This window comes from Maribacter aquimaris (assembly GCF_014596745.1).
Taxonomy (GTDB): domain Bacteria; phylum Bacteroidota; class Bacteroidia; order Flavobacteriales; family Flavobacteriaceae; genus Maribacter_A; species Maribacter_A aquimaris.
In genome coordinates this window covers 101,856-127,900 of sequence record NZ_JABTCF010000008.1, presented here as the reverse complement: position 1 = coordinate 127,900, position 26,045 = coordinate 101,856, and the positions used below count along the sequence as shown (strand labels likewise).

Below are 26,045 nucleotides of genomic sequence, written 5' to 3'. Positions count from 1 at the left end.
AATTTATTGTCTTGGGGTTCTTAGGATTTTTTGGTCTTCCCTGTATTTTTTCAAAGCGATGATCGCTGCTATTTTTGCCTCCTCATGGGTTTTTGCCTTGAGTACTTCAGGAGAATAATGGTCTTTTACAAAATGTGTGTCAAATTTTCCTGAACGGAAAGCTTCGTGTTCAAAAACGAATTTTCCAAAAGGCAAGGTCGTCTGTACTCCCCTAATGACATAATCACTAATGGCTTTCAACATGATTTGAATCGCTTCATCCCGAGTTTCCCCATAGGTTACCAACTTTGAGAGCATGGGGTCGTAATAGATGGGCACATCCATCCCCTGCTCAAAACCATTATCAACACGAACCCCTTTACCTGTTGGCAGCTGATAGGTTTCCAATGTGCCGATACTCGGTAAGAAATCATTCAATGGGTCTTCGGCATATACTCGAAGTTCCAAGGCGTGTCCGTTTATTTTCAGTTCTTCCTGTTTCATTGCCAAGGCCTCTCCACGGGCAACCCGTATCTGTAATTCTACCAAATCAACTCCCGCAATAAGCTCACTTACCGGGTGCTCTACCTGTAATCGAGTGTTCATTTCCAAGAAATAGTAATTCAGGTCTGCATCCATCAGGAATTCAACGGTACCCGCTCCCAAATAATCACAAGCCTTGGCCACCTTGGTTGCCGCAATGCCCATTTCTGCGCGAAGTTCAGGGGTTAAAATCGTTGAGGGAGCTTCCTCGATTACCTTTTGGTGTCTTCGTTGTACGCTGCATTCGCGTTCAAAAAAGTGGAGTATATTACCGTGACTGTCGGCCATTACCTGTATCTCGATATGCCTTGGGGAGGTCACATATTTTTCAATAAAAACAGAACCATCACCAAATGCGGAAGTGGCCTCACTGATTGCCCGTTTCATTTGTGCCTCCAGGTCTTTTTCCTTTTCCACCACCCGCATGCCCTTACCTCCACCACCCGCAGAGGCCTTTATCAGTACAGGGAATCCGATTTCCTTAGCGATCTCCTTGGCTTTCTTAATATCGGTTATGGCTTCATCAACACCGGGAACCATCGGAATATCATACTTTTTAACAGCGTCTTTCGCTGCCAATTTGCTTCCCATGATTCGGATAGCATGGGTTTTAGGGCCAATGAATATCATTTTGTTCTTCTCGACTTCCTCTGCGAATTCAGCATTTTCACTCAAAAAACCGTAACCGGGATGTATGGCATCTACATGCAGCTTCTTAGCCACTTCGATGATCTTTGAAATTACAAGATAGGATTGGTTGGAAGGTGCTTCCCCGATACATGCCGCCTCATCGGCAAACTTTACATGGGGTGCGTTTCTATCCACCTCTGAATAAACCGCGACGGTCTTAATGCCCATTCGCTGGGCGGTTTTCATTACCCGTATGGCAATTTCCCCCCTATTGGCTATTAATATTTTTTTCATCTGTTCCTTTTTCTATTTATTACCAGAAATAATTTGCCATAGTACTTAATGACAAAATTGTAGCATCATTGTACAACCTGTTTATTCGAACTCTATCAATAATTGTTTTTTAACAACGGCTTCCCCCTTATTTACCGAGATCGACTTTATGGTTCCCGTCCTAGGGGATGCGATAACATTTTCCATCTTCATGGCTTCCAATATCAATAAAGGGTCTTCCTCCTTCACCGTTTGCCCGATGGATACATTAATCTCAAGAATAAGTCCGGGCATAGGGGCGTATATTACGTCTATGTTCTTTGTAGACCCTAGGGAAAATCCCATTTCCTTGATCAAAAGATCCAAGTCGTCGGAAATGACAGTCTCATACGTACTGGTATTGACCTTTACGGTATATTTCTTTTTGTTAAAATCAGAAGCAAGTATCTCTGCCAAAAACGGTTTGTTTTCCTGTAAGATATGATAGGCTGTTTTTGAGGTTGGCAATGCATCCAAACCTGCAATATCCTGATCGGTAATATTGAAGGACAGGTCATGGTTAACATTTACCTTGAATTTTTTGTTCATGTATGGCATTATTTAGAATTATCAGTATTGTTTTATCACTAAAGCTATCGATCCTAAAAACGTAATCGAGGGTTTCCGCTACCTATCCATATAGACTGTATTCCTTTTCTGTTACTTATCATTTACCCTAGGATTGAACAAATCTATTTGGACTTCCAATAATCATACATATTCCACAATAACGAACCTAACAAGTATAAATATAAAAAAAGAAACAAAATATAAATTCTATCATTTTTTGATACTTTATACCTATAATTTTTTACAAAATATCAAAATGATCCATGATTTTCTGAATTATCAAAAATACAACACCATGGAAACTTATAAACATGAATCATAATTATGGTGCTTTTGGCTTTATGACTACCTTTGCCCTTTCGATTTCACTAAGTTAAATCCTGTTAAAAAATCCATCTTTTTTTCATTAAAAAGAGAGGATTATTTATTTAAAATAAGTAGCTAATTTGATTTTATTCCGCACTCCATGACAAACTACAAACCAAAGGGAAGATTAACGGCAAAAGCATATATTGATGGTATCTTAAAAGGGGACAGGGTTATTTTGTCCCGGGGAATTACCATCGTGGAAAGCAATCTTGAAAGTGATAAAATATTAGCCAAAGAGATCATCCAAGGCATTTTACCCCACTCGGGGAATTCGATTCGAATCGGCATAACCGGTGTTCCCGGCGTAGGCAAAAGTACATTTATAGAGGCTTTTGGAATGTATCTAGTCAGTAAAGGCCATAGAGTAGGGATTTTATCCATCGACCCCAGTAGCCAACGTTCAAAAGGCAGTATTTTGGGTGACAAAACCCGGATGGAGGAATTGGCGAATATGGAAGAGGCTTTCATACGCCCCTCCGCAACAGGGGATACCCTAGGGGGAGTAGCCAATAAAACAGGAGAATCCATGTTGCTCTGTGAGGCCGCCGGATACGATGTGATCTTAATTGAAACCGTAGGGGTCGGACAATCTGAGACTGCCGTGCATGGCATGACCGATTTCTTTTTGCTACTAATGTTGTCCGGGGCAGGTGATGAACTTCAAGGCATTAAAAAAGGGATTATGGAAATGGCCGATATGGTCGTGATCAATAAAGCCGACGGTGACAACATCAAAAAAAGTGAAATTGCGAAGCGACAATACCAAAATGCCTTACATATATTCCCTATGGCGGATTCAGGTTGGAGTCCAGTCGTATCCACAGCATCTGCCGTAAAACATATTGGTATTGATAACGTATGGGAAGAAATAACCAAGTTCAAAAAACTGATCGATGAAAATGGTTATTTCATTAAAAACCGGAACCACCAGCAAATTAAATGGATGTACAACAATATCAATGAGGAATTAAAACAATTATTCTATGGATCCAAAAATATAGCGGATCATTTATCGATTTTGGAAAAGGACATCATTGCTGCAAAAATATCACCGGTAAAGGCTGCACAAAGCATTATTGAAGAGTTCAAAAAATCGATATAATTACATTTCCAGGCTCTTGGGCATTTGGAATTAAATAGTTTTACTTTGAAGAAATCACTTCTTTTCCTTTTTTTAATCGTGGGTATACACATTCAATCCTATGGGCAGTACACCCCAAAAGACAAAGCGAAGGAATTAATCCATTATCTAGACCATTGGTACAATGAGGATACCGGGCAATGGGAAACCACCTCATGGTGGAACGCTGCCAATATCCTAACCGCCCAAATAAACAATGCCAGACTAACCCAGAACCCCGATTTTAAAAATAATATCGCGGATATTTTTGACAAGACCAAAGAATTCGAAGTTCCCGCCACGGAGAAACAACCAGCCTGGATCTGTAAGAACTACATCAATGATTACTATGACGATGAGGGCTGGTGGGCCCTTGCATGGTTGGATGCTTGGGAATATACGGGGGAGCAAAGGTATTTGGACATGGCCAATATCATTTTCGAAGACATAACAACCGGATGGAATGAAGACGGTGGTCTCTACTGGAAAAAAGGATTGGAGTTTAAAGGCGCTATTAGTAATGGACTTGCGATGACACTGGCCACACGCTTGCATTTGGCCGGCACTAAAACCGTTAATGGAAAGTCCGCCCTGCTTTGGGCCACATCCATCTGGGAATGGATGATGGATTCGCAATTGTTGGATTCCAATGGGAACATACAGGATGGCATACGTTTTAAGGACGGTAAGGAATCCATAACAAGCAATGTATGGACCTATAATCAGGGCGTGGTTTTGACAGGGCTGGTCAATCTACATAAGATAACCGGGGAAGACCATTATTTAAAAAGCGCCCATGATCTTGTAAAGGCGACCTTGAAGCACATGACAAATCCTGATGGGATCTTGGTTGAAAAAAGATGTGAACCCGATTCTTGTAGGCCGGATGCCAAACAATTCAAAGGTATTTTCATGCGCCACCTCATGTACCTAAACGAATACAGTCCAAAAAAATCCTATAAAAAATTCATAGCAAAGAACACCTCGGCAATCTGGAAAAAAGGTATGATCGGGGGTGCCAAGGCACCTGGTGTGGTATGGGACCAACCATCCGAAGCGAATGCCGCAACGGTTTCCTCTGCCCTTGATGCATTTAACGCCAGCCTATCACTAAAACAGTTGCCATAAAAGGGGCCAACAGGGCACTGGGCCACCCATATAAGGCCCTAATGAAATTTTTAAATCGTTGTACTGATTTCGTTTCGCAAGAAAAATAACAAATATCAGTTATGACAACTTATTAATAATATACTTTTGTCACTTATTTTGAAATAATTCTCCATGTATTTTTTAGACACTACCTACCTCGTATTATTTTTAATCATTTGTATTGGATTTATTATTGGCAACATCAAGATAAAGGGAATCTCCCTTGATATTTCCGCTATTATTTTTGTTGCCCTGCTTTTTGGCCATCTTGGGGTCTCCCTACCCAATATCCTACAGAAAATAGGATTGATCCTTTTTATTTACACCATAGGATTACAGGCGGGTCCAGGATTTTTCGATTCCTTTAGGAAAGATGGTAAAAACCTAATGATCATGGCCACAATCGTAATCATAACAGCTGCCTTATTGGCGCTACTTGCCATTATGTTTTTGGACATTGACAAATCAATTGCGATTGGTTTAATGGCCGGGGCCTTGACAAGTACACCAGGTTTGGCAACGGTCATCGATATTACACATTCGCCACTGGCATCAATAGGCTATGGTATTGCATATCCATTTGGGGTCATCGGGGTTATTCTATTCGTGAAATTATTCCCTAAAATTTTGAGAATCAACCTTTCTAAGGAAGAAAAGGACTATGAAGCCAAAGCCCTAAGCCATTACGAACCCATTACAAGAGCCAACTTTTTGGTAGAGCACGACGGGGCCATAAACAAGACCATTGGTGAACTCAGGGTCCGTTCAATGACCAAGGGTGTCATCTCAAGGGTTATGCACAAAGGAAAGGCTTTTACCCCTAAGAAAGACACCGTATTACACAAAGGTGATTATGTACGGGTTGTGGGTACTGAAGAATCGTTAAGGCGCGTTGAATTACTGATAGGCCCTAAATCCGATGTTGAAATCGCTTTTGGGGAACAATATGTGTCCCAATCGTATTTGATGACCCGTACTGAATTGGTCAATAAATCATTGGGTGAATTAAACCTAAGGGAAAATTTCAACGCGACCATAACTCGAATTCGTAGGAGTGGCATAGACTTATCCCCAAATTCCACCCTAAAACTCCAGATTGGGGACAAATTGGTAATCTCCAGCGAAAAGGACAATGTTTCCCAAATATCAAGGTTGATCGGCAATAACAAAAGTGAACTTTCCGACACCAACTTTTTCCCTTTGGCATTGGGTATTGTTATCGGAATTTTGGTCGGAGGCGTATCCATCAATTTTGGTGACACCTTCAGTTTTAATCTGGGTCTTACCGGAGGGGTCTTGATCGTTGCCATGGTTTTGGGCCGTATTGGTAAAACCGGTAACATATTATGGATGATGAGTGGAAATGCCAATCAGCTTTTAAGGCAATTCGGTTTAATGCTTTTCTTGGCCGTGGTAGGTACGGATGCGGGTGCCACCTTGGTGGAAACCTATTCCCAGTATGGAATAAAACTATTCTTGGTTGGTGGGGTTATGACTTTTCTTCCCATGTTGATCGCTGCGATCGTTGCTCGGATATTTTTTAAAATCAATGCCTTGACCTTATTGGGAACCATAACGGGATCAATGACCAGTACCCCAGGCTTGGCAGCAGTGGATACCATGACCAAAACCGATGCCCCATCAATTGCCTACGCAACCGTTTACCCCATAGCCATGGTGCTTTTGATTATTTGCACTCAGCTTTTGGGCTTGTTGTTTTAAGTAAGGAAATTGATTCCATACACTAAGGAAGGAAGGTCAATATCAACCAACCCAAAAAGATTTTGGGCATAAGTCGTAACGACTCATTTTAATGGTTGGACCCCGGTTTCGATGTGAAAAAGTCCACAGGATCAATACCCCAAGAACCAAGCATTAATGTAAAACTATGGATTTTCGGCAGATAATTACCCCACAAGTCATTATCGTCGTTTTAAACCGCCAACATCACCAGGAAAGATTATAAGCCCTTTGACTTGCCTGCTAATTTGTCGATTTTATCCTTTAATAAGTTGTTGTGATATTCCGCCTTGACGGCCTTCATGCATGGTGCACAAAGACAATCGGAAAACTGTTCCCTCATATAAGTACGTTCTTCCTCATTGAGGGTTACCGTAGTACATTGGCATAATAATATAGAGCCTACCTTGCATTCGAAGACCGTATTACATCGTGGGCAATTCTTTTCCTCGTGTTTATTCATTTTTGTTTATCGGTAATAAATCACAGAACCAAAATCCGTTAGTTGTTCCCCCATTTTTATATTCCTTATACACCTTTTCCCCTATCGTAAATCGAACAGGACATTCAAAATAGGGAGCATCAAAACAAAAGGTATGGAATTCCCCATTTTCACCACAGGGATCTACTCCTTCGGGCAAATCGTTTATAAAATCCTCATCAATAATCCTTCCTGCAAAGGAAGCATCGAGTAAATCGGCATTGACACAGACCACAATAGTCTTAAAACCCTTATCCAAGAATTCGTGGATCAATTGACCGGTATCCTTTTTCCATAGTGGGAAAACGGTTTTTACACCCACCTTTTCCAACTGCTGTTCCCGATACGTCCTTAGGTCATCCAAAAAAATATCACCAAAGGCAGCATATTCAAAGCCATCAGTCTTCAATTGCCTTACTGTTCTCCCCATCAGCTCCTCATAATCATTGTTTGAAGGGGTTTCAGGCAATGCTACGACACCATTGGCAATACCAATGGACTGTAGTTGTTGTTCCAATAAATCCCTTCTTAGACCGTGCATGCTTACACGATTGTAATGTGCGTTGACGGTCGTAAGTATGTATTCCACTTCATAATTGGGATCCTTCAGTAAGTAGTACAATGCCAAGGCAGCATCCTTACCACTACTCCAATTTAAATACGTTTTTTGTTTCAACATTGGTAATTGGGCTATCTTAATGATTAAGCTACCATTATAGGGTACAAGCATTACTGTAAATTACAAAGCCACTACCCAATATAAAATTGAATAGTGGCGTGCAAAATATACATGTCAGCTTCAATGTTCGCTATTGGCACAATGAGTGCCTAAACAAACCCTTGTTTTTTAGAACAAAATTTCTATTGTTCTAGATATTTCTCCATGATGGTAATGGCTGATTCGGAAATAACGGTACCAGGGCCAAAAATGGCAGCTACCTTTCTTTCCAATAAATAGTTATAATCCTGTTCGGGAATCACTCCACCAGCAAACACCATGATATCTGGTCGGCCCAGTTTTTCCAACTCACCGATCAACTGTGGAATCAATGTTTTATGACCTGCTGCCAAACTGGAAGCCCCTACAAAGTGAACATCGTTCTCTACAGCCTGTTTCGCAACCTCCTCCGGAGTTTGGAACAAAGAGCCCATATCTACATCAAAACCTAAATCGGCAAAACTAGAGGCAACCACCTTGGCTCCCCTATCATGACCATCCTGACCCATCTTAGCGATCATCACCCTAGGGCGACGACCTTCTATTTCGGCAAACTTATCGGCCAATTTTTGCGCTTTTGCAAAAGTACTATCGTTATCCACTTCTTTACTATATACACCACTGATTAATCTAGTATTCGCTTTATGACGACCAAAATGAGCCTCTAAAGCATCTGAAATCTCACCTAAAGTAGCAAAATTCTCGGCAGCTTCCACGGCCAATTCCAGTAAATTTCCTTTACCTGTCTCAGCACATTTCGATAATGCAGCAAGATTTTTATCCACAACGGATTGATCTCTATTGGCACGAAGCTTTTTAAGACGTTCTATCTGTGAATCGCGAACAACGGAATTATCAACCTCAAGAATCTCGATATTCGATTTCTCTTTGGTCCTGAATCTATTGACACCAACCAAGATATCCTGACCGGAATCCAATCGGGCCTGCTTACGGGCCGAGGCTTCCTCGATACGCATTTTTGGCACCCCGGTTTCTATGGCTTTGGCCATTCCACCAAGTTCTTCAACCTCTTCGATCAATTTCCAAGCTTTTTTGGCAATCTCCTGGGTTAGATACTCAACATAGTAAGAACCGGCCCAAGGATCGACTGCTTTGGTCATCTGCGTTTCATCCTGAATATAAATCTGGGTATTACGTGCAATACGTGCAGAGAAATCGGTGGGCAAAGCAATTGCTTCATCCAACGCGTTGGTATGCAAGGATTGTGTTCCACCTAATGCAGCAGCCATAGCTTCGATACAAGTTCGGGCTACGTTGTTGAAAGGATCTTGCTCACTTAAACTCCATCCCGAAGTCTGACTATGCGTACGCAATGCCATTGACTTTGGATTAGTCGGGTTGAATGATTTTATGATTTTTGCCCATAGCATACGTGCGGCACGCATTTTGGCAATTTCCATAAAATGGTTCATCCCTACAGCCCAGAAAAAGGATAAACGAGGAGCGAACTCATCGATTTTCAAACCGGATTTCAATCCAGTCCTAATGTACTCCATACCATCTGCCAAAGTATAAGCCAATTCAATATCGGCGGTTGCACCAGCTTCCTGCATGTGGTAACCACTAATTGAAATGGAATTGAATTTGGGCATATTCTTAGTGGTGTAATCAAAGATATCACCAATGATCTTCATTGAAGGCAAGGGTGGGTAAATATATGTATTACGCACCATGAACTCTTTTAAGATATCATTTTGGATCGTCCCGGAAAGTTTGTCCAAAGAAACCCCTTGTTTTCTCGCCGCGGCAATATAAAAAGCCATGATAGGCAATACCGCACCGTTCATTGTCATGGATACCGACATCTTATCCAAAGGAATCTGATCGAACAGGATTTCCATATCCAAAATGGAATCTATGGCAACCCCGGCCTTACCAACATCACCAGTTACACGAGGGTGATCGGAATCGTACCCACGGTGTGTGGCCAAATCAAATGCCACGGAAAGTCCCTTTTGACCTGCGGCCAAGTTTCTTCGGTAGAATGCGTTGGATTCCTCAGCTGTAGAGAAACCTGCATACTGACGGATTGTCCAAGGACGCATGGCGTACATGGCACTATAGGGTCCCCTTAAAAATGGTGGCACACCCGCTGCATATCTTAAATGTTCCGCATCCTTAATATCTTCGGCTGTAAATTGTTTTTTTACCGGTATTCCTTCAGGAGTATTCCACACTTCATGATTCTCTGAAGTTGCTGCCGTTTGTTTAACAGCAGAATTTAATTTTATATCTGAAAAATCTGGTTTCATACTTCTTAAGATTTTAATGTTTTTTGAACTTTTTCCTGAATACTAGAAAGTGTCTTCAGAACATCAGTCCTCATATTTACAATTCCGTCTAAACCTGCTTCAGTCAATTCGTCCAAATTTTTAGGGGCACCGGCCAATAATAATACCTTGCTGGCAGTAATAGCCCTAAATGCTTTTATAAAGTCAAGTGCCGTTTCATCATAATCCTGGTCAGAACTACAAATAACAACTACGTGGGAATCGGATTTAGCACTTTCTGCAGCAGCAACCGCAGCGCTTTCAAAACTTTCCTCTTGATGAACGTCGTAACCACTAACACCGATAAAATCGTAAGCAAAAGCCGCTCTAGCCTTACGCATGGTCAAATTCCCATAACTTGCCAACTGCACTACAGGTCTAACATTGGTTTCTGCAACCAATTCCTCGGTTTTCCTACGCATAGCTTCTATTTCCAATGAAGCCCTTCTTGGAGTCAATACTTTTGGATTGTCTGCCGAACCTTTGGAAAGCAAATCGGCAGAAACAGTCTCCATTAGGTTAGGATATTTATTCACCCCGACCATTGGAAGTCTACGCTGACTGATCAATTTTAATTTTTGCAATCGGATTTCAGCGATTTGTTGTTGAATCGTTTCATTTTCAAAGGCCTTATAAAAACCTCCTGCAGCTTCAATGGACTTAAATAATTCCAAAGCTTTTTCTGCAATTTTTGAAGTAACTTCTTCAACGTAGTAAGAGCCATCAACCGGATTCGTTACTTTACCAAAATAAGATTCCTCCCTTAAAATTGTTGTAATGTTACCCGCTATTCTACTTGAAAAATCGGAAGGCTCTTTAAATTCCTTATCATAAGGATCAATTAAAATCCCATCTACATTTCCTAATATTGCGGACATGGCTTCGGTAGTAGCACGTAACATATTCGTATTGGCATCGGTAATGGACTTACTCCAGATGGAAGTTTTTGCCATAACCGTTATAGAAACTTCAGCAACACCATATTTGGCAGCCACTTCAGCCAATAAACTGTTAAAGGCCCTAAACTTACCTATTTCAACAAAATACTCTAAACCAATCGCCAGTTTAAAGTTTAGGTTGTTGAAGATGGCTTTTGTATCAATACCTTTTTCGGTCAACCTTTCAATAAGGAAAACCAAGGAATTCAAGGTATAAGCAATCTCTTGCACTTGGTTCGCACCAGAATCCAAATATTCAGTCCCTGAAATCGTAATGGCCTTGAAATTAGGATAATCAGCAGTCATTTTCACCAATTCAGCGGCAACCTCAACTTGGTTCCCATCAAAAGAACCTGTGGTAACATACTTGGAGATTATTCCTGTGTCGATATATCCTTTTAGGTCTTTCCCTTTGGCCACCTTTACTACGTCAGCAGTAAAGGCAACAGCATTGGCAGCCAATTCAAAAGAAACCGAAATTTCATTTAAATCGATTCCGTTTAACAAGGTAGCCGCTGAAACATTTTCCTTTAATTGGAAAATGATTCCGTCCATTCCTTCTTCAACCGCTTTTAGGGCTAGCTTATTACCGCTCTCGGCAGTTGCAACCACAATGCTACGGTAATTGACCAATGACTGCGAATTCTCCCCTGTATTTTTAAGCTGTGTAATCTTGCTTTCAAAGTTATAACAAGGTTGAATGTTGATTCCTGAAAGATTCTTCCAAACAAGTTTTTTGTCAAAATCAGCTCCTTTTAAATCTGCAGTCACTCTTTCCATCCATTGCTCCGTAGTAATCGGAGGGAATTCGGAAAAAAGTGATTTATTCTTATCGTTCATAATATGTGCTATTATAGTAGTAAAATACTTATTTGCTAATTCTACATTTAATTAAACCGAAAGGCTACTGCCGAATCTTTCAAAAATAGCTTTGTCCAACCCTTCCCTATCATCAGGGTGGGCAATATCCCTTAATGCCTTTGCCCTTTGATTTAAATTTTTTCCAAATAATTCGGCAATACCGAATTCGGTAGCCACGTATCTGGCATGTGCCCTAGTGGTTACCACACCTGCACCCTGCTTTAACATGGGTACGATTTTGGAAACACCTTTTCCTGTTCTTGAGGTTATGGCAATGATCGGTTTACCTCCTTCGGACAATGCCGATCCCCGCATAAAGTCCATCTGTCCCCCAACTCCTGAGAACATTCTTGTACCTATGGAATCTGCACATACTTGACCCGTAATATCTATCTCAATGGCCGAATTAATGGCGGTTGATTTTGGATTTTGTCGAATAACCGCTGTATCGTTGACATAGGCAATATCCTTCATTTCTATTTCTGGATTGTCATCCATAAAGTCATACAAACGACGAGTCCCCATAGCAAAGCCGGAAACGATTTTATAAGGGTTCGTTTTTTTCTGTGACCCGTTAACAATTCCCTTCTCGACCAAATCGACGATACCTTCAGAGAACATTTCAGTATGTACACCCAAGTTCTTGTGGTTGTGTAAGAACGTCAAAACGGCATTTGGAATTCCACCAATACCCATTTGCAAGGTAGCACCATCTTCAATAATTCCCGCTATGTTTTTACCAATTGCTTTTTCAGTTTCAGTTGGATCTACAAAATTCATTTCGTAGATTTCCTCTACGACATCGACACAAGCCGCAAAATTATTTACATGGATCAAGGCATCCCCAAAGGTTCTTGGCATCCGGGGATTGATCTGTGCTATTACTTTCTTGCCTTTTTCTATTGCCGAAATCACAATATCAACGGAAACCCCTAAGGAACAAAAACCGTGCTTGTCCGGTGGTGAAACATTAACCAAAACAACATCAAGATCCATATATCCCTGGCGAAACAAACTTGGAATATCGCTAAGGAAGATAGGAATATAATCCGCTGTGTCCCCTATTCTTTTACGAATATTGCCACCTATGAAAAAAGCATTGGTGTGGAAACTTTCCCTTAATGCAGGATCGGTATACCCACATTCCCCTTCGGTATGCAAGTGGACAACCTCAACATTTCTTAATTCGGGAGCTCTGGCGACCATCGCTTTTATCAAGGCCTGCGGTGTGGCAGATCCACCTTGTATCAATACCCTATTTCCAGACTCTATTAATTTAACAGCCTTATCAGCTGACATCAAATTTGGAATTTTCATTTCTTTAAATTTTTTAAATCTCTAGTTATTTGATTCTTCGATCTGAGTCCTTTCAATTACGCTAAGAAACTCAGCAAAATACCCGCTGCGATTGCCGACCCTATAACCCCGGAAACATTGGGCGCCATAGCGTGCATCAATAGATAATTATGTGGATCTGATTTAAGCGCCTCGGCATGTACAACCCTAGCACTGTCCGGAACCGCGGAAACCCCTGAGGCTCCGATTAACGGATTGATCTTATTATCCCCTTTAAGGAATAGGTTCATGAATTTGGCAAAAAGCAATCCTCCCATTGTGGCAATTACGAAAGAAATAGCCCCAAGTGCGAAAATCATCATTGAATCCTTTGTGATAAAAATATCGGCCTGTGTGGAAGCCCCTACCGTAACACCCAACAATATCGTAACAATATCGATAAGTTTGGTTCTGGCAGTATCTGCAAGTCGTTCTGTTCTTCCTGACTCCTTCAATAAATTGCCAAAGAACAACATACCCAATAGTGGCAATGCACTAGGAGAAATAAAGGTAGTCAACAATAAGGCCACAACAGGGAAAATCATTTTTTCCTTTTGGGTAACCGCCCTTGGTGGTTTCATTCGGATTTTCCTATCCTCTTTGTTTACCAACAACCTCATAATAGGCGGTTGAATAACAGGAACCAATGCCATATACGAATAAGCGGCAATGGCTATAGGGCCGATAAGGTTTTTAACGGTCGTTCCATCAGGTAGAATATTGATACCATTGGCCAATTTTGAGGATAGGAATATCGCTGTAGGACCATCTGCCCCACCGATAATACCAATAGCTCCCGCCTCTGGCAAACTGAATCCTAAATATAATGCTCCCAAAAAGGTTCCAAAAACCCCTATTTGGGCGGCAGCACCCAATAACATCAGTTTTGGGTTGGCGATCAATGAGGAGAAATCGGTCATTGCCCCTATACCCAGGAATATCAATGGGGGATATACCCCTTTGACCACCCCAAAATATAGGTAGTTCAATACAGACCCTGTTTCATAAATCCCTGTTTGGTTACCGGCAACAAAGGGAATATTCCCAATAATCACACCAATACCTATGGGTATCAACAAAAGAGGTTCGTAATCAAATTTTATACCTAAATAGATAAATACAATACCAATTAGGATCATAATGATATGTCCCCAAGTGGCATTTGCAAAACCAGTATAGTTATAAAACTGTTCTATACCGTGGACGGCATTCGTAAAAACGCCCTCTCCCTGGTCTACGTTTGGTTGTGCCTCTACGGAAGTAATCCCATCCTTTGGATTCGCATCACTGCTAAAACCTAATGCTGGTCGGATAAAGATCAAAAGTGATAGCACTCCGAATATTAAAAGTATTTTCTTCATTTTATGTTTTTTTGCTAGTATTAACGAGGTATCGATTGGTTTTAAGTCCATATCAACACCTACTTTTACGAAATTTCTACTCTAGTTCAATCATTACTTCGTTTTGCAATACTTGCTGTCCCACGGTAACCTTTACCGCTGTAACTGTACCTGCTTTTTCAGAGGCGATATTGTTTTCCATTTTCATGGCCTCCAACACCAACAACCGGTCTCCCAGTTTTATGGTATCCCCTACCTTCACATCAATTGAAAGTACAACCCCTGGTATGGGGGCCACGATCTTAGTTGAGGAAGAACTTGGATTAACCTTAAGGGGCTCTGCCGGTCTTTTTGAAGCGGCACGGACCAATTTAGGCGTTTTGGCCTTCTTGGTCTCTTCCTTCATTTTAACGGAATAGGAGGTTCCGTTGACTTCCATTTCAATGACGTTTCCTTCGTGCGAAAGAATTCTAACATTGTAATTATTATTCTGAATATTAAAATTAAAATTTTTCATTATTTTGGTTGTTTCTTGTTACCGGATCTGCTAAAAATTATACGGCAAACCAATATTTTTATTTTAGTTTTTGATGTGTGCCATAAATTTTGGAACTCCAAGGAGAATATAATTTTCTGGCTTGTTTTATGGTCAATACGGCATTTTCGTCATCATGCTGTTCATTTAGGTATAAATGAATGGCCGTTGATATAGCCGCCGCGACTTCACCTGTAAAATTCTCATCGGCACTCATAGGGATATCCTTTATCTTTTTATCCCTTCCTTTGGTTATGATTCGATAGACATACAACATCAAAGGCAATCCAAATTGGAAGAACAATGATAGGATCAACAATGCACTGAAAACAATTAGAAGCCCTGTTAATAAAATAACATAACCTTCACTTATTTGATCTGCTTGCAAACTCATATTCAATAACATCATAATGGTATGTTTGAGTGTTTCTTAGGAGGATTGACCTCTTTTTTATTAGCCAGTAACTCCAAGGCCCTAACAATTCTAAAACGAGTGTTTCGAGGCTCAATAACATCATCTATAAAACCGTACTTGGCTGCCACATACGGATTGGCGAATTTCTCGGTATACTCATCTTCTTTCTTCGTAATGTACTTGCTTTTTTCTTCGGCATCCTCGATTTTACGAATGTTGCTTCCCTCGAGAACCTCAACGGCCCCCTTGGCCCCCATTACCGCAATTTCAGCAGTTGGCCATGCATAGTTCAAATCGCCACGCAATTGCTTACAACTCATCACATCATGTGCCCCACCATAAGATTTACGAAGCGTAATAGTCACTTTAGGAACAGTGGCCTCTCCATATGCGAACAACAATTTTGCCCCATGGAGTATAATTCCGCCATATTCCTGTCCTGTTCCAGGAAGGAAACCAGGCACATCGACCAAAGTAACGATAGGAATGTTAAAGGCATCACAGAAACGCACAAAACGAGCCGCTTTTCTTGAAGCTTCTATATCAAGAACCCCTGCGTAATATTTTGGTTGGTTGGCAACAATACCTACGGAGTGACCATTGAATCGAGCAAATCCAACACAGATATTACGAGCATAGTTTCTATGTACTTCGGTAAATTCACCGTTATCTACAAGAATTGATATAACATCAACAATATCATAGGGTTGGTTTGGATTCTCAGGAATGATCTCATTCAAGGCATCTTCCAAACGATCAATTGGATCATCACAAACAATAGATGGTGGATCCTCAAGGTTATTTGAAGGCAAGTAGCTGATCAATTTTCGAATCAACATCAAGTTCTCCTCATCGGACTCAGCCAAGAAATGTGAAACACCTGATTTTGTGGAATGTATATTGGCACCACCCAATTGTTCAGCGGTAACCTCTTCTCCGGTAACTGTTTTCACAACCTTTGGTCCGGTTACGAACATGTAACTGGTTTGATCGGTCATGATCGTAAAATCCGTTAACGCTGGCGAGTATACTGCTCCACCTGCACAAGGACCTAATATGGATGAAATCTGAGGTATTACCCCTGAAGCCATAATGTTTCTTTGGAATATTTCCGCATACCCTGCCAAGGATCTAACCCCTTCTTGAATACGAGCCCCACCACTATCATTGAGTCCGATTACAGGAACTCCGATTTTCATGGCCATATCCATGATTTTACAAATTTTCAAAGCGTAGGTTTCGGAGAGTGAACCCCCAAAAACGGTGAAATCCTGTGAAAACACATAAACGATTCTACCGTCGATAGTACCATGACCGGTTACAACCCCATCCGAAAGATAGCGCTGCTTATCCAAACCAAATGATTTGGTCCTGTGTGTCACGAACATATCAAACTCTTCAAAACTATCATCGTCCAACAATAGATCAATTCGTTCCCTAGCGGTTAATTTACCTTTAGCATGTTGGGAATCAATCCGTTTTTCACCACCACCTAATCTGGCTTCGGCCCTTTTCTCAATGAGTTCATTGATTTTTTCTTGATTTGCCATTCTTATTTATTTGGTTATTTGATTGCCAATATTATTTATTTGTTTGCTTATTGTTTCTTAGAACATAGTTCTGTTAATACACCATGGGTAGATTTTGGATGCAAGAAACCGATATTCAATCCTTCCGCACCTTTTCGAGAGACCTTGTCAATAAGTCTAACACCGCGTTCCTCAGCAGTCTTAAGTGCCTCATCGGTATCTTTCACTGCAAATGCCATGTGATGTATCCCTGGTCCTTTCTTTTCTAAGAATTTGCCTATAGGCCCATCTGGTGACGTACTTTCCAACAATTCAATTTTGGTAGAACCGACCATAAAAAAGGCCGTCTTCACTTTTTGATCGGCCACCTCTTCTATCGCATAGCATTTAAGTCCTAATACCCCCTCATAATACTTGATCGACTCTTCTAAGTTTTCAACTGCTATTCCTAAATGTTCAATATGGGAAATGTTCATGGTTGTAGAATTTTTCTTTTGTTTGTTATTGATTATTTTAAAATACTTCTTAAAATCCCTTTATTTTGTAAATAAGCGACAAATTTACCGCCAAGTTCCGCCCGATTTTATGACAGATGTCATAAAATGATTATTTTAAAAAGTTAAATTCATGGTCCATGCCCATTTAAGCCCATGATTTTAAATACAAAAGATTCAATTTTTTGCCCATATAATCCTTTGCATTTTTATAAAGCTATTAAAAGTTCGGTACAAATGCCAATTTCAACTATAATGGAATCATTAAATATTTACTTTGACCCTCCTTTTACCTTCTTTATTTTTGATTTTAACCCATTCAACAGGGGGCTTGGTTCAAATAAAGACCACCGATCAAATTCTGTTGCCGATGACCAAAAAAAAACAAGTTATGGGAAGAAGTACATTTCGGAATGGCGATTTCAACCCAAATCGCTATTTTTGACAAAAAAATCAGAACATGTTGATCATCGGGATTGCTGGAGGAACGGGCTGTGGAAAAACCACAGTAGTGAACCAAATAATCAATGAGCTACCAACCGATGAGGTTGGTGTTATTTCTCAAGATTCCTATTATAACGACCTATCACACCTACCACTCGTCGAAAGGAAAAAAACAAATTTCGACCACCCTAAATCCATTGATTTCGACCTATTGGTACAACATTTGACTGAACTGAGATCCGGGCTATCCGTACAACAACCCGTATATTCGTTCATTGATTGCAACAGAACTTCGAAAACAGTCGAAACAAACGCGAGAAAGGTGATGATCGTTGAGGGCATTTTGATCTTGACAAATCCCAAAATCCGTGAAATGCTCGATATAAAAATTTATGTACATGCAGATTCCGACGAACGATTGATCAGAAGGTTGAAAAGGGATGTCAATGAACGCGGTTGGAATATGAATGAAACCTTGGACAAGTACCAATCGACCCTTAAACCCATGCACTTACAGTTTATTGAACCGACCAAGGAATATGCCGACATCATAATTCCAAACAACAAATACAACACCGTAGCCGTTGATATTGTGCGTACCATCATCACAGAAAAATTGGTTTAATAGGATATGGGTCTCAAAAATCTTAAAAAGAAAAAATGGTTCGCCATACTCACCAACATTTATGTTTTGGTATTGACCGTATTTGTCATTTGGATGCTGTTTTTCGACACCAACTCCTTGCTGATCCACAGGGAATTGAAAAAAGAGATCAAAAATCTTGAAAAAACCCAGCATTTTTTACGCAACGAAATTGAAAAGGACAAAAAGATCATCGAGAAATTATCGGACACTGATGAACTGGAAAAGTTCGCTAGGGAACACTATTACCTAAAGAAGAAGGACGAGGAAATCTATTTGATCGAATACGAGGATAGCCTAAAACTTAAGGAGGCCCATGATCAGGACTGAATCGCACAACAACATACTTTAAAGAAACCCGTCATAATCGACATAAACGAGCATCTTTCCATTTAGCGGTTTATCCAATCATATGCTTAAAAATCACGAATAGACCACCATTAACATTCCCCCCTCTTGTTTAGGTATCATTCGTATTCCAACGATTTTATGAACACGCCCCGAGGCGATACAAAATAAGTGTTGGTAATATGGCAAACCCCAAGCCTTATAAATCAAGACAACACTTCAGCGAACATACAATACAATCAACTTTAACGCAATTTAACGACCTCAATCCGCGTTATTCACGCCGTGTTAACAAAATTGATTTTTTAACGCCATAAATAATCGTATTTTTAACCCCTAACTTACTACGAATATGGGCAAGATTATTGCTATAGCAAATCAGAAGGGTGGAGTAGGCAAAACTACCACTACTGTAAACCTAGCCGCCTCGCTGGGTGTTCTGGAAAAAAAAGTGTTACTTATTGATGCTGACCCACAAGCCAATGCTACCTCAGGATTGGGTATTAATGTTGAGGAAATAGAAATAGGAACCTACCAATTGTTGGAGCATACAAAAAATGCCAAGGAAACGATTATTGCTACGGATTCCCCTAATTTGGATTTGATTCCCTCCCATATCGATCTCGTCGCCATTGAAATAGAATTGGTGGACAAGAATGAGCGTGAGTACATGATGAAGAAGGCTATCCTGGATCTTAAGGACGATTACGATTACATCCTCATTGATTGCGCCCCGTCTTTGGGTCTTTTGACCCTGAATGCCCTCACGGCTGCAGACTCGGTTATCATCCCTATCCAATGTGAATATTTTGCCTTGGAGGGTTTGGGCAAATTACTGAACACGATCAAAAGCGTTCAAAAAATCCATAATCCCGATTTGGATATTGAAGGACTCTTATTGACAATGTTCGATTCTAGGTTAAGACTTTCGAACCAAGTGGTCGAAGAGGTACGCAAACATTTTTCCGATATGGTTTTCGATACCATTATCCAACGTAACGTACGGTTGAGCGAAGCACCCAGTTATGGCGAGAGTATCATAAAATATGATGCCAGTAGCAAGGGAGCCACCAACTACTTAAATTTGGCAAACGAATTATTGAAAAAAAACAAGGAAACCGTTTAAATGGCGAAGGCAACAAAAAAACAGGCATTGGGCCGAGGACTTTCCGCCCTGCTCAAGGACCCTGAGAACGATATAAAAACCGCTTCGGATAAAAATGCGGACAAAGTGGTGGGCAATATTGTGGAATTGGATATTGAGGCCATTGAGGTCAATCCTTTCCAACCCCGTTCCAGCTTTAACACGGAGGCTTTGGAAGAACTTGCTTCCTCAATTCGGGAACTCGGCGTCATCCAACCTATTACCGTGCGAAAGCTCGATTTCAACAAGTATCAATTGGTATCGGGTGAAAGACGTTTTCGAGCCTCTAAATTGATAGGCTTGGAGACCGTTCCCGCATACATTCGAATCGCCAATGACCAAGAATCCTTGGAAATGGCCTTGGTCGAAAATATTCAAAGGCAAGATCTTGATCCCATTGAAATTGCATTATCCTACCAACGATTGATTGATGAAATTCAATTGACCCAGGAAAAATTGAGTGATCGCGTTGGCAAAAAAAGGTCTACAATCACCAATTACATGCGTCTTTTACGATTAGACCCGATCATTCAAACGGGGATTCGAGATGGATTCGTAAGTATGGGCCATGGTAGGGCATTGGTCAATATTGAGAAGAAAACGGACCAAATAGCGCTTTACGAGCGTATTATCGGTGAAAATCTATCTGTTCGCGATACCGAACGTGCCGTAAAGGCCTATCGCGAGGGGGACGACACAAAAAAAACCGTAAAAAAAAGCAGTACAGCCCCAGCATTTGTCAAAAAAGCTTCCCAAGACATCGGGAATCATTTAGCGACCAAGGTTTCCGTAAATGCCACGGAAAAAGGGAAAGGCAAGATTACGATTCCTTTCAACTCCGAAGAAGAATTCCAACGTATTAAAAAATTAATCGTCGGTGAATAAATTTATTCTCACTTCCTTATTCTTGGTATTGACTATTCTGACATTATCCGCACAGGAAAATGATTCCATTCCCAAAGCAGCGGATTCCTTGGATATCGATTTAAAGGAAAAGGGCATCGTCGTTCAAGATGTCGTGGTCAATAAAAGAAAGGTCATGAATCCCCTGGCCCCCAGTAAGGCCGCTTTTTATTCGGCGGTATTGCCAGGATTGGGACAAATCTATAACAAACGCTATTGGAAGGTTCCTATAGTCTATACGGTCTTAGGGGTAGGTATTTACTCCTACAAATTCAATGATGACTTCTACGATCGGTTCCGAACGGCATTCAAAAGAAGACAAGCCGGTTTTACCGACGATGAGTTTTACGACATCAATGGGGATAATGCCGAAGGTGCCGATCCTGACTTGGATGTAGACGATTTGGAACGACAACAGGAAAATTATCAGCGAGACCGTGATTTGGCCCTGGTCATTACCATAGCCATGTACGCCTTGAACATCATTGATGCCAATGTTGATGCACACCTAAAACAATTCAATGTTGATGAGGATTTAAGTTTCGACATAAAACCTTATCTCGATTTGAACCCGATTACCAAAGACCCCAATTATGGGGTTGCATTTACCATAAAATTCTAAGCTTATGAATATAGCCTTGTTCGGATACGGAAAAATGGGCAGGATGATAGAACAAATCGCTTTGAACAGAGGACACCAGATCGTTGCCAAAATAGATGTGGACACCACTGAAATCGATTTTTCTAAAATGGATGTGGCCATAGATTTCAGTATGCCCAATGCCGCATATGGGAATATCAAACAATGCATAGCACATAAGGTCCCCATTATCTCAGGTACTACAGGATGGCTCAAGGATTATGACAATGCTGTTGCCTATTGCAATGAAAAAAAGGGAGCTTTTATCTATGCCTCGAATTACAGTTTGGGGGTGAATATATTTTTTGAATTGAATGCTTATCTTGCAAAAATGATGCAGCATTTGGACCAATATAAGGTCCGAATGGAAGAAACCCACCATACCCAAAAACTGGATGCCCCAAGTGGTACGGCAATTACACTGGCAGAAGGAATCCTAGCGAATTCAAATTATAAAAACTGGAGTCTCGACCAAGGCAATGACAATGAGCTTGTCATAACGGCAAAAAGGGAGAACGATGTACCCGGCACACACGTTGTGGAATATAATAGCAATGTAGATAATATTGAAATCAAACATACCGCACATAATCGTGAGGGCTTTGCTCTTGGTGCCGTAATCGCCTCAGAGTGGATTATTGGCAAAACAGGCGTTTTTTCGATGCGGGATGTGTTAAACCTTGGTTAACACAAACAATACACAAGACATAAAATCCGTAATTGCATAGCGGTTTGAACAAATTTAACAAGAACGGTATAATAGCCCATAATTTAAAGATTACATGAACGGTACCCATTGGATTATTTTCATATTGATCATTCAGGTCATTCATTTCCTAGGAACTTGGAAGTTATATGTAAAGGCTGGTAGAAAGGCTTGGGAAGCTGCCATCCCCATTTATAACGGCATTGTGTTGATGCAGATTATCAATAGACCCAAATGGTGGGTGATCTTACTTTTCATACCCATCATCAACCTTTTGATGTTCCCGGTGATTTGGGTAGAGACCATTCGAAGTTTTGGCCGAAAAAGCCTTATGGAATCCTGGTTGGTGGTCCTAACACTTGGCTTTTATATTTATTATGTGAATTATACCTTGGATGTAACATACATCAAGGACCGTAGTTTACACCCGACCACAGCATTAGGCGAATGGGTAAGCTCCATTGTTTTTGCCGTGGTAGCCGCTACCTTGGTGCACACCTATTTTATACAACCTTATGTAATTCCCACCGGATCATTGGAAAAAACACTTCGCATCGGTGATTTCCTCTTCGTAAGCAAATTCCATTATGGAGCGCGCGTACCGATAACAACGATTGCCGCACCCATGGTCCATGATACCATTCCCGGATTGGGCATACGTTCTTATGTTGCCGATGTGGACCCAAAGACCTACAAAAACTCCATTTTGAACAAAACACACCTTCCCTACATGCGGTTACCCGGTGTTACCAAGATAGACCGAAATGATATTGTGGTCTTTAGCTGGCCTGCCGATACCGTATACCGTTTTTTCAGGAAAGAAAGGGGTGTAAAAAAACCGATTGATAAAAAATCGAATTATGTAAAACGCTGTGTGGGCATCCCTGGTGATTCCTTGGCCGTAATCGATGGTTATGTATACATTAACGGAAAACAGACCGTATTACCCGACAGGGCCAAACCCCAATACGATTATATGGCCTATGCCCAAAAAGGGGTCTCCTCGAAATTACTAAAAGAACTCGGGGTCACGGATTTCAATCGTATTTACGTAACATCCCAAATAAATCAAAATCAATTAAACCAGATTACACCCTATTTATTAGGAAGTAGACGCAATGAATCTGGAAATATAGATCTTATCACCAATCACCTCGGTATACCAACCAGTGCTATTCGAAAAGCGGGATTATCCTTAAAGGAACAAACCGATCGACAACGTTTATTGACGATGACCGAGGACCTGGCTGAAAAATTAAAACATAATGCGGCAATAGATTCCGTTGTGAAAATGATTACCCCTAAGGGGGAAAAAGGGTATAATATCTTTCCCCAGGATAATTCCTATGCCTGGAACAACGACAATTTCGGCCCCATCTATCTTCCTGAAAAGGGAAAAACGGTTGACTTGGACCTTAAGGTTTTGCCGCTCTATAAAAAAATCATCAAAGATTATGAAGGTAATACCCTTTCAGTCAACGGAAATCAAATAAGCATTAATGGTAAGGCAACCGACTCCTATACCTTTAAACAAGATTATTATTGGATGATGGGCGATAACCGCGATCATTCCGAAGATAGTCGAACTTGGGGGTATGTACCTGAGGACCATATTGTGGGAACACCCATCTTTATTTGGATGAGCATCGATAATTTCAGGGATGGTTGGCGCAATTGGAGTATACGGTGGGATCGTGTATTTACCACGGTCAATGGCTCGGGAGAACCTATTTCTTACTTTAAGTATTTTATATTGGCATTGGTCGGTTGGTTTGTTTTCGACTTTTTCAGAAAACGAAGAAAGAAAACCCAAGATTGATTTAAACATTATGTTTGAAATGAATTCATCGTATACCAAATAAACCCTATTAGCTGAAATCTTAATCGGAATATTTACACATCAACAAATAATCCCTTGAAAACAATTCTACACCCTACCTACTTCCCTAGTATAGTCACTGCTTCGATTATGGTACAAAGCGAAGTGGTTTGGGAAGCTGAAGACAATTACCAAAAACAGACCTATAGAAACCGTTGTCAGATTTGTACCGATAGGGGACTTCATTCCTTGAGTATCCCCATAAAGCATGTTGGCGGCCTTCAAGGAAGACAAAAATACAAGGATGTAAGATTGGATAACGATTACCATTGGCAACGGCAACATTGGCGCACTTTGCAAACCGCGTATCGCACCTCCCCTTTCTTTGAATATTATGAGGATGAATTCGCTGTATTATATGACAAACCCCATGAATTTCTACTGGATTTCAATTTTAAAACCATTGCTGTTATAAGTGAATGTTTACAGATTGATAACCAAACAGAAAAAACCAACTCCTATACAACTGATTTATCGGATGGTATTTTAGACGGGCGTTTTTTAGTGCAATGTAAAAACGAAAAGCAATTTGAACAAGAAGCCTATGTGCAAGTATTTGGTGATAGGCATGGTTTTATAAAAAACGTAAGCGTTTTGGATCTCCTCTTCAACGAAGGAACCAATGCCAAGTCCTATTTGAACAGTTTCAACCTCGACTTTCTGAATGCTTAGATTTTTACTGCATTACGGCATTCATTTTGTGGTTCCCATTTTTGTGGCTCTTTATTTTTTTAAAGGCCAAAGTTTGAAAGTAGCGATTATACTTTTATTAGGAATAATCATTGATGTTGACCACCTCTTTGCCAATCCCATCTTTGACCCCAACCGTTGCAGTATAGGGTTTCATCCTTTGCACAGTTATTTGGCGATATTGGTGTATATAACTTTTCTTTTTTTTAGGAAAACCCGGATTATCGGTATTGCCTTAATGATCCATATTTTAGCCGATACGGTAGATTGCATCATGTTATTCCTTCAATCGGAATGAAGCCATCACGGGAGTGTGGTCCGACAATCGAACATCGAAATTTTGATGGGATTTAATTTCCAATTCTGGATCTGCAAGTATAAAGTCAATTCGAAAGGGTAAAAACTTAAAAAGATAGGTATTCCCAAAACCATAACCCTTTTCTTCAAAACTATCGTTCATTTCTCCTTTAATGGTATTGTACATACTGGAAAATTGGGTATTGTTGAAATCCCCACAGATGATTTTTCCATAGCTCACCCTACTGGCATGCGCTTTCACTATATTGGCCTGTTCCTGTTGTTTTTGGAACGACTTATTAAGGCGATTCAACAACCGATCAGGAGCCTCCCTCTTAAAGGACCTAGGCCGAACCTGAAAGGACTGTAGGTGTACATTGTATACCCTTAAGGTGTCTTGACCTACTAAAACATCAGCATAGATCGCATCGTTCGCCGAGTCGGGAAAATCCAATGATCCTTTATCGATAATGGGAAATTTTGAAAAAATCGTTTGTGGACTTTTATCTGACTGATTTAGGATGATAAATCTAAACGGATAATTTTCGAATTTTCCTTTCATCCTACTATCGAATTCTTGAAGGCATATGATATCTGCATTTTGTTGACTTATAAAGTCGATGATTTTGTCTTTTGATATAGGATTCTTCATCCCTTCAATCCCATTGAAACCATGCACATTAAAAGTCAACACTTTAATATCCTCTTTACCGGGTACATGATTAGCATCAAAAATCCTTAAGAATGAATCTTGGGTCAGGTAACCGAAAAGAAGAATTACTATGGATAATAGAATCTGCTTTTTTCCCTTTAAAGCCCAATACACTAAAAAAATAGAATTAGCAAATACTAAGTGAGGTAGCAAAAGACTGGGGAAGGACAGGAATGAAAAAACTCCCCAAAATAAAAATCGGTTTATACATGCCAATAGCAACAAAAAAGCTGCCAGCCCATTGAATAGAAATACCAATTTATTGAATCTGCCAAGACCTTTCCCCAAAA

General features: G+C 40.5%; 25 protein-coding genes. 12 read left to right on the top strand and 13 right to left on the bottom strand.

What is annotated here, in order from left to right:
• Positions 1-3 precede the first annotated feature (3 nt).
• Together accC and HPE56_RS13265 are read right to left on the bottom strand one after the other, a co-directional pair.
• Positions 4-1,446, bottom strand: coding sequence for an acetyl-CoA carboxylase biotin carboxylase subunit (gene accC, locus HPE56_RS13270; RefSeq protein ID WP_188244238.1), 1,443 nt, complete (start codon positions 1,444-1,446; stop codon positions 4-6).
• Positions 1,447-1,527: 81 nt separating this feature from the next.
• Entirely contained in the window at positions 1,528-2,013 is a 486-nt protein-coding gene (locus HPE56_RS13265; RefSeq protein WP_188244237.1) for an acetyl-CoA carboxylase biotin carboxyl carrier protein subunit, read from the bottom strand.
• A gap of 487 nt (positions 2,014-2,500) precedes the next feature.
• Between HPE56_RS13265 and meaB the strand changes: the two genes are divergently transcribed.
• The 3 genes from meaB to HPE56_RS13250 all read left to right on the top strand — a co-directional run bounded on the left by meaB (position 2,501) and on the right by HPE56_RS13250 (position 6,394).
• A complete protein-coding gene (meaB, locus tag HPE56_RS13260) occupies positions 2,501-3,505 on the top strand; it encodes a methylmalonyl Co-A mutase-associated GTPase MeaB (protein ID WP_188244236.1) in 1,005 nt (334 codons plus the stop codon).
• Positions 3,506-3,550: 45 nt separating this feature from the next.
• Positions 3,551-4,651, top strand: coding sequence for a glycoside hydrolase family 76 protein (locus tag HPE56_RS13255; RefSeq protein WP_188244235.1), 1,101 nt, complete (start codon positions 3,551-3,553; stop codon positions 4,649-4,651).
• Between the two features lie 153 nt (positions 4,652-4,804).
• Positions 4,805-6,394 carry an aspartate:alanine exchanger family transporter gene (locus HPE56_RS13250; protein ID WP_188244234.1) on the top strand — a complete coding sequence of 530 codons (1,590 nt, stop codon included), beginning with the start codon at positions 4,805-4,807 and terminating at the stop codon, positions 6,392-6,394.
• A 238-nt stretch (positions 6,395-6,632) separates the two neighbouring features.
• Here HPE56_RS13250 and HPE56_RS13245 read toward each other — a convergent pair whose 3' ends face one another.
• From HPE56_RS13245 to mce, 10 genes are all read right to left on the bottom strand, one after another.
• Positions 6,633-6,875 (bottom strand): cysteine-rich CWC family protein, encoded by a 243-nt coding sequence (locus HPE56_RS13245; RefSeq protein WP_188244233.1) that lies wholly within the window; start codon positions 6,873-6,875, stop codon positions 6,633-6,635.
• On the bottom strand, positions 6,868-7,623 hold the full coding sequence (locus HPE56_RS13240; RefSeq protein ID WP_223170307.1) for a Dph6-related ATP pyrophosphatase: 756 nt from the start codon (positions 7,621-7,623) through the stop codon (positions 6,868-6,870). The genes HPE56_RS13245 and HPE56_RS13240 overlap by 8 nt, the downstream gene beginning before the upstream one ends.
• A 131-nt stretch (positions 7,624-7,754) precedes the next feature.
• A complete protein-coding gene (scpA, locus tag HPE56_RS13235; RefSeq protein WP_188244232.1) occupies positions 7,755-9,884 on the bottom strand; it encodes a methylmalonyl-CoA mutase in 2,130 nt (709 codons plus the stop codon).
• A gap of 5 nt (positions 9,885-9,889) precedes the next feature.
• On the bottom strand, positions 9,890-11,680 hold the full coding sequence (locus tag HPE56_RS13230) for a methylmalonyl-CoA mutase family protein (protein ID WP_188244231.1): 1,791 nt from the start codon (positions 11,678-11,680) through the stop codon (positions 9,890-9,892).
• A gap of 51 nt (positions 11,681-11,731) precedes the next feature.
• Positions 11,732-13,018 (bottom strand): acetyl-CoA hydrolase/transferase family protein, encoded by a 1,287-nt coding sequence (locus tag HPE56_RS13225; RefSeq protein WP_188244230.1) that lies wholly within the window; start codon positions 13,016-13,018, stop codon positions 11,732-11,734.
• Between the two features lie 56 nt (positions 13,019-13,074).
• Positions 13,075-14,397: a sodium ion-translocating decarboxylase subunit beta gene (locus HPE56_RS13220; protein ID WP_223170306.1), complete on the bottom strand. Its 1,323-nt coding sequence runs from the start codon at positions 14,395-14,397 to the stop codon at positions 13,075-13,077.
• A gap of 76 nt (positions 14,398-14,473) precedes the next feature.
• Positions 14,474-14,893 (bottom strand): biotin/lipoyl-containing protein, encoded by a 420-nt coding sequence (locus HPE56_RS13215; RefSeq protein WP_188244229.1) that lies wholly within the window; start codon positions 14,891-14,893, stop codon positions 14,474-14,476.
• A gap of 58 nt (positions 14,894-14,951) precedes the next feature.
• Positions 14,952-15,320, bottom strand: coding sequence for an OadG family protein (locus HPE56_RS13210; RefSeq protein WP_223170305.1), 369 nt, complete (start codon positions 15,318-15,320; stop codon positions 14,952-14,954).
• On the bottom strand, positions 15,317-16,876 hold the full coding sequence (locus HPE56_RS13205; protein WP_188244228.1) for an acyl-CoA carboxylase subunit beta: 1,560 nt from the start codon (positions 16,874-16,876) through the stop codon (positions 15,317-15,319). Before HPE56_RS13205 ends, HPE56_RS13210 begins: the two co-directional genes overlap by 4 nt.
• A gap of 47 nt (positions 16,877-16,923) precedes the next feature.
• Positions 16,924-17,331 (bottom strand): methylmalonyl-CoA epimerase, encoded by a 408-nt coding sequence (gene mce, locus HPE56_RS13200; protein WP_188244227.1) that lies wholly within the window; start codon positions 17,329-17,331, stop codon positions 16,924-16,926.
• Positions 17,332-17,809: 478 nt separating this feature from the next.
• Between mce and udk the strand changes: the two genes are divergently transcribed.
• From udk to HPE56_RS13155, 9 genes are all read left to right on the top strand, one after another.
• A complete protein-coding gene (udk, locus tag HPE56_RS13195) occupies positions 17,810-18,418 on the top strand; it encodes a uridine kinase (RefSeq protein ID WP_188244226.1) in 609 nt (202 codons plus the stop codon).
• A gap of 6 nt (positions 18,419-18,424) precedes the next feature.
• Positions 18,425-18,766 carry an FtsB family cell division protein gene (locus HPE56_RS13190; RefSeq protein ID WP_188244225.1) on the top strand — a complete coding sequence of 114 codons (342 nt, stop codon included), beginning with the start codon at positions 18,425-18,427 and terminating at the stop codon, positions 18,764-18,766.
• Between the two features lie 370 nt (positions 18,767-19,136).
• Complete coding sequence (locus HPE56_RS13185) at positions 19,137-19,910, top strand: ParA family protein (RefSeq protein ID WP_188244224.1); 774 nt, start codon at positions 19,137-19,139, stop codon at positions 19,908-19,910.
• Positions 19,911-20,813, top strand: coding sequence for a ParB/RepB/Spo0J family partition protein (locus HPE56_RS13180; protein ID WP_188244223.1), 903 nt, complete (start codon positions 19,911-19,913; stop codon positions 20,811-20,813).
• Complete coding sequence (locus tag HPE56_RS13175) at positions 20,806-21,453, top strand: DUF5683 domain-containing protein (protein WP_317173205.1); 648 nt, start codon at positions 20,806-20,808, stop codon at positions 21,451-21,453. The genes HPE56_RS13180 and HPE56_RS13175 overlap by 8 nt, the downstream gene beginning before the upstream one ends.
• A 4-nt stretch (positions 21,454-21,457) precedes the next feature.
• Entirely contained in the window at positions 21,458-22,159 is a 702-nt protein-coding gene (dapB, locus tag HPE56_RS13170) for a 4-hydroxy-tetrahydrodipicolinate reductase (protein ID WP_188244222.1), read from the top strand.
• Between the two features lie 94 nt (positions 22,160-22,253).
• Positions 22,254-23,996 (top strand): signal peptidase I, encoded by a 1,743-nt coding sequence (lepB, locus tag HPE56_RS13165; RefSeq protein ID WP_188244221.1) that lies wholly within the window; start codon positions 22,254-22,256, stop codon positions 23,994-23,996.
• Positions 23,997-24,092: 96 nt separating this feature from the next.
• Positions 24,093-24,728, top strand: a complete 636-nt coding sequence (locus HPE56_RS13160; protein WP_188244220.1) for a WbqC family protein — start codon at positions 24,093-24,095, stop codon at positions 24,726-24,728.
• Entirely contained in the window at positions 24,721-25,044 is a 324-nt protein-coding gene (locus HPE56_RS13155) for a DUF6122 family protein (RefSeq protein WP_188244219.1), read from the top strand. The genes HPE56_RS13160 and HPE56_RS13155 overlap by 8 nt, the downstream gene beginning before the upstream one ends.
• Here HPE56_RS13155 and HPE56_RS13150 read toward each other — a convergent pair.
• The gene (locus HPE56_RS13150) at positions 25,024-25,869 is read right to left on the bottom strand and encodes an endonuclease/exonuclease/phosphatase family protein (protein WP_188244218.1); all 846 of its coding nucleotides are present in this window, start codon (positions 25,867-25,869) and stop codon (positions 25,024-25,026) included. The two genes, HPE56_RS13155 and HPE56_RS13150, sit on opposite strands and share 21 nt — an antisense overlap.
• Positions 25,870-26,045: the final 176 nt, after the last annotated feature.

Excerpts from the sequence above, each read along its gene's own strand:
- HPE56_RS13215 (WP_188244229.1), bottom strand. The coding sequence starts at position 14,893 with ATGAAAAATTTTAATTTTAATATTCAGAATAATAATTACAATGTTAGA.
- HPE56_RS13245 (WP_188244233.1), bottom strand. The coding sequence starts at position 6,875 with ATGAATAAACACGAGGAAAAGAATTGCCCACGATGTAATACGGTCTTC.
- accC (WP_188244238.1), bottom strand. The coding sequence starts at position 1,446 with ATGAAAAAAATATTAATAGCCAATAGGGGGGAAATTGCCATACGGGTA.
- scpA (WP_188244232.1), bottom strand. The coding sequence starts at position 9,884 with ATGAAACCAGATTTTTCAGATATAAAATTAAATTCTGCTGTTAAACAA.
- dapB (WP_188244222.1), top strand. The coding sequence starts at position 21,458 with ATGAATATAGCCTTGTTCGGATACGGAAAAATGGGCAGGATGATAGAA.
- HPE56_RS13225 (WP_188244230.1), bottom strand. The coding sequence starts at position 13,018 with ATGAAAATTCCAAATTTGATGTCAGCTGATAAGGCTGTTAAATTAATA.
- meaB (WP_188244236.1), top strand. The coding sequence starts at position 2,501 with ATGACAAACTACAAACCAAAGGGAAGATTAACGGCAAAAGCATATATT.
- mce (WP_188244227.1), bottom strand. The coding sequence starts at position 17,331 with ATGAACATTTCCCATATTGAACATTTAGGAATAGCAGTTGAAAACTTA.
- HPE56_RS13220 (WP_223170306.1), bottom strand. The coding sequence starts at position 14,397 with ATGAAGAAAATACTTTTAATATTCGGAGTGCTATCACTTTTGATCTTT.
- lepB (WP_188244221.1), top strand. The coding sequence starts at position 22,254 with ATGAACGGTACCCATTGGATTATTTTCATATTGATCATTCAGGTCATT.
- HPE56_RS13230 (WP_188244231.1), bottom strand. The coding sequence starts at position 11,680 with ATGAACGATAAGAATAAATCACTTTTTTCCGAATTCCCTCCGATTACT.
- HPE56_RS13155 (WP_188244219.1), top strand. The coding sequence starts at position 24,721 with ATGCTTAGATTTTTACTGCATTACGGCATTCATTTTGTGGTTCCCATT.
- HPE56_RS13190 (WP_188244225.1), top strand. The coding sequence starts at position 18,425 with ATGGGTCTCAAAAATCTTAAAAAGAAAAAATGGTTCGCCATACTCACC.
- HPE56_RS13250 (WP_188244234.1), top strand. The coding sequence starts at position 4,805 with ATGTATTTTTTAGACACTACCTACCTCGTATTATTTTTAATCATTTGT.
- HPE56_RS13180 (WP_188244223.1), top strand. The coding sequence starts at position 19,911 with ATGGCGAAGGCAACAAAAAAACAGGCATTGGGCCGAGGACTTTCCGCC.
- HPE56_RS13240 (WP_223170307.1), bottom strand. The coding sequence starts at position 7,623 with ATGCTTGTACCCTATAATGGTAGCTTAATCATTAAGATAGCCCAATTA.
- udk (WP_188244226.1), top strand. The coding sequence starts at position 17,810 with ATGTTGATCATCGGGATTGCTGGAGGAACGGGCTGTGGAAAAACCACA.
- HPE56_RS13210 (WP_223170305.1), bottom strand. The coding sequence starts at position 15,320 with ATGATGTTATTGAATATGAGTTTGCAAGCAGATCAAATAAGTGAAGGT.
- HPE56_RS13265 (WP_188244237.1), bottom strand. The coding sequence starts at position 2,013 with ATGAACAAAAAATTCAAGGTAAATGTTAACCATGACCTGTCCTTCAAT.
- HPE56_RS13205 (WP_188244228.1), bottom strand. The coding sequence starts at position 16,876 with ATGGCAAATCAAGAAAAAATCAATGAACTCATTGAGAAAAGGGCCGAA.
- HPE56_RS13185 (WP_188244224.1), top strand. The coding sequence starts at position 19,137 with ATGGGCAAGATTATTGCTATAGCAAATCAGAAGGGTGGAGTAGGCAAA.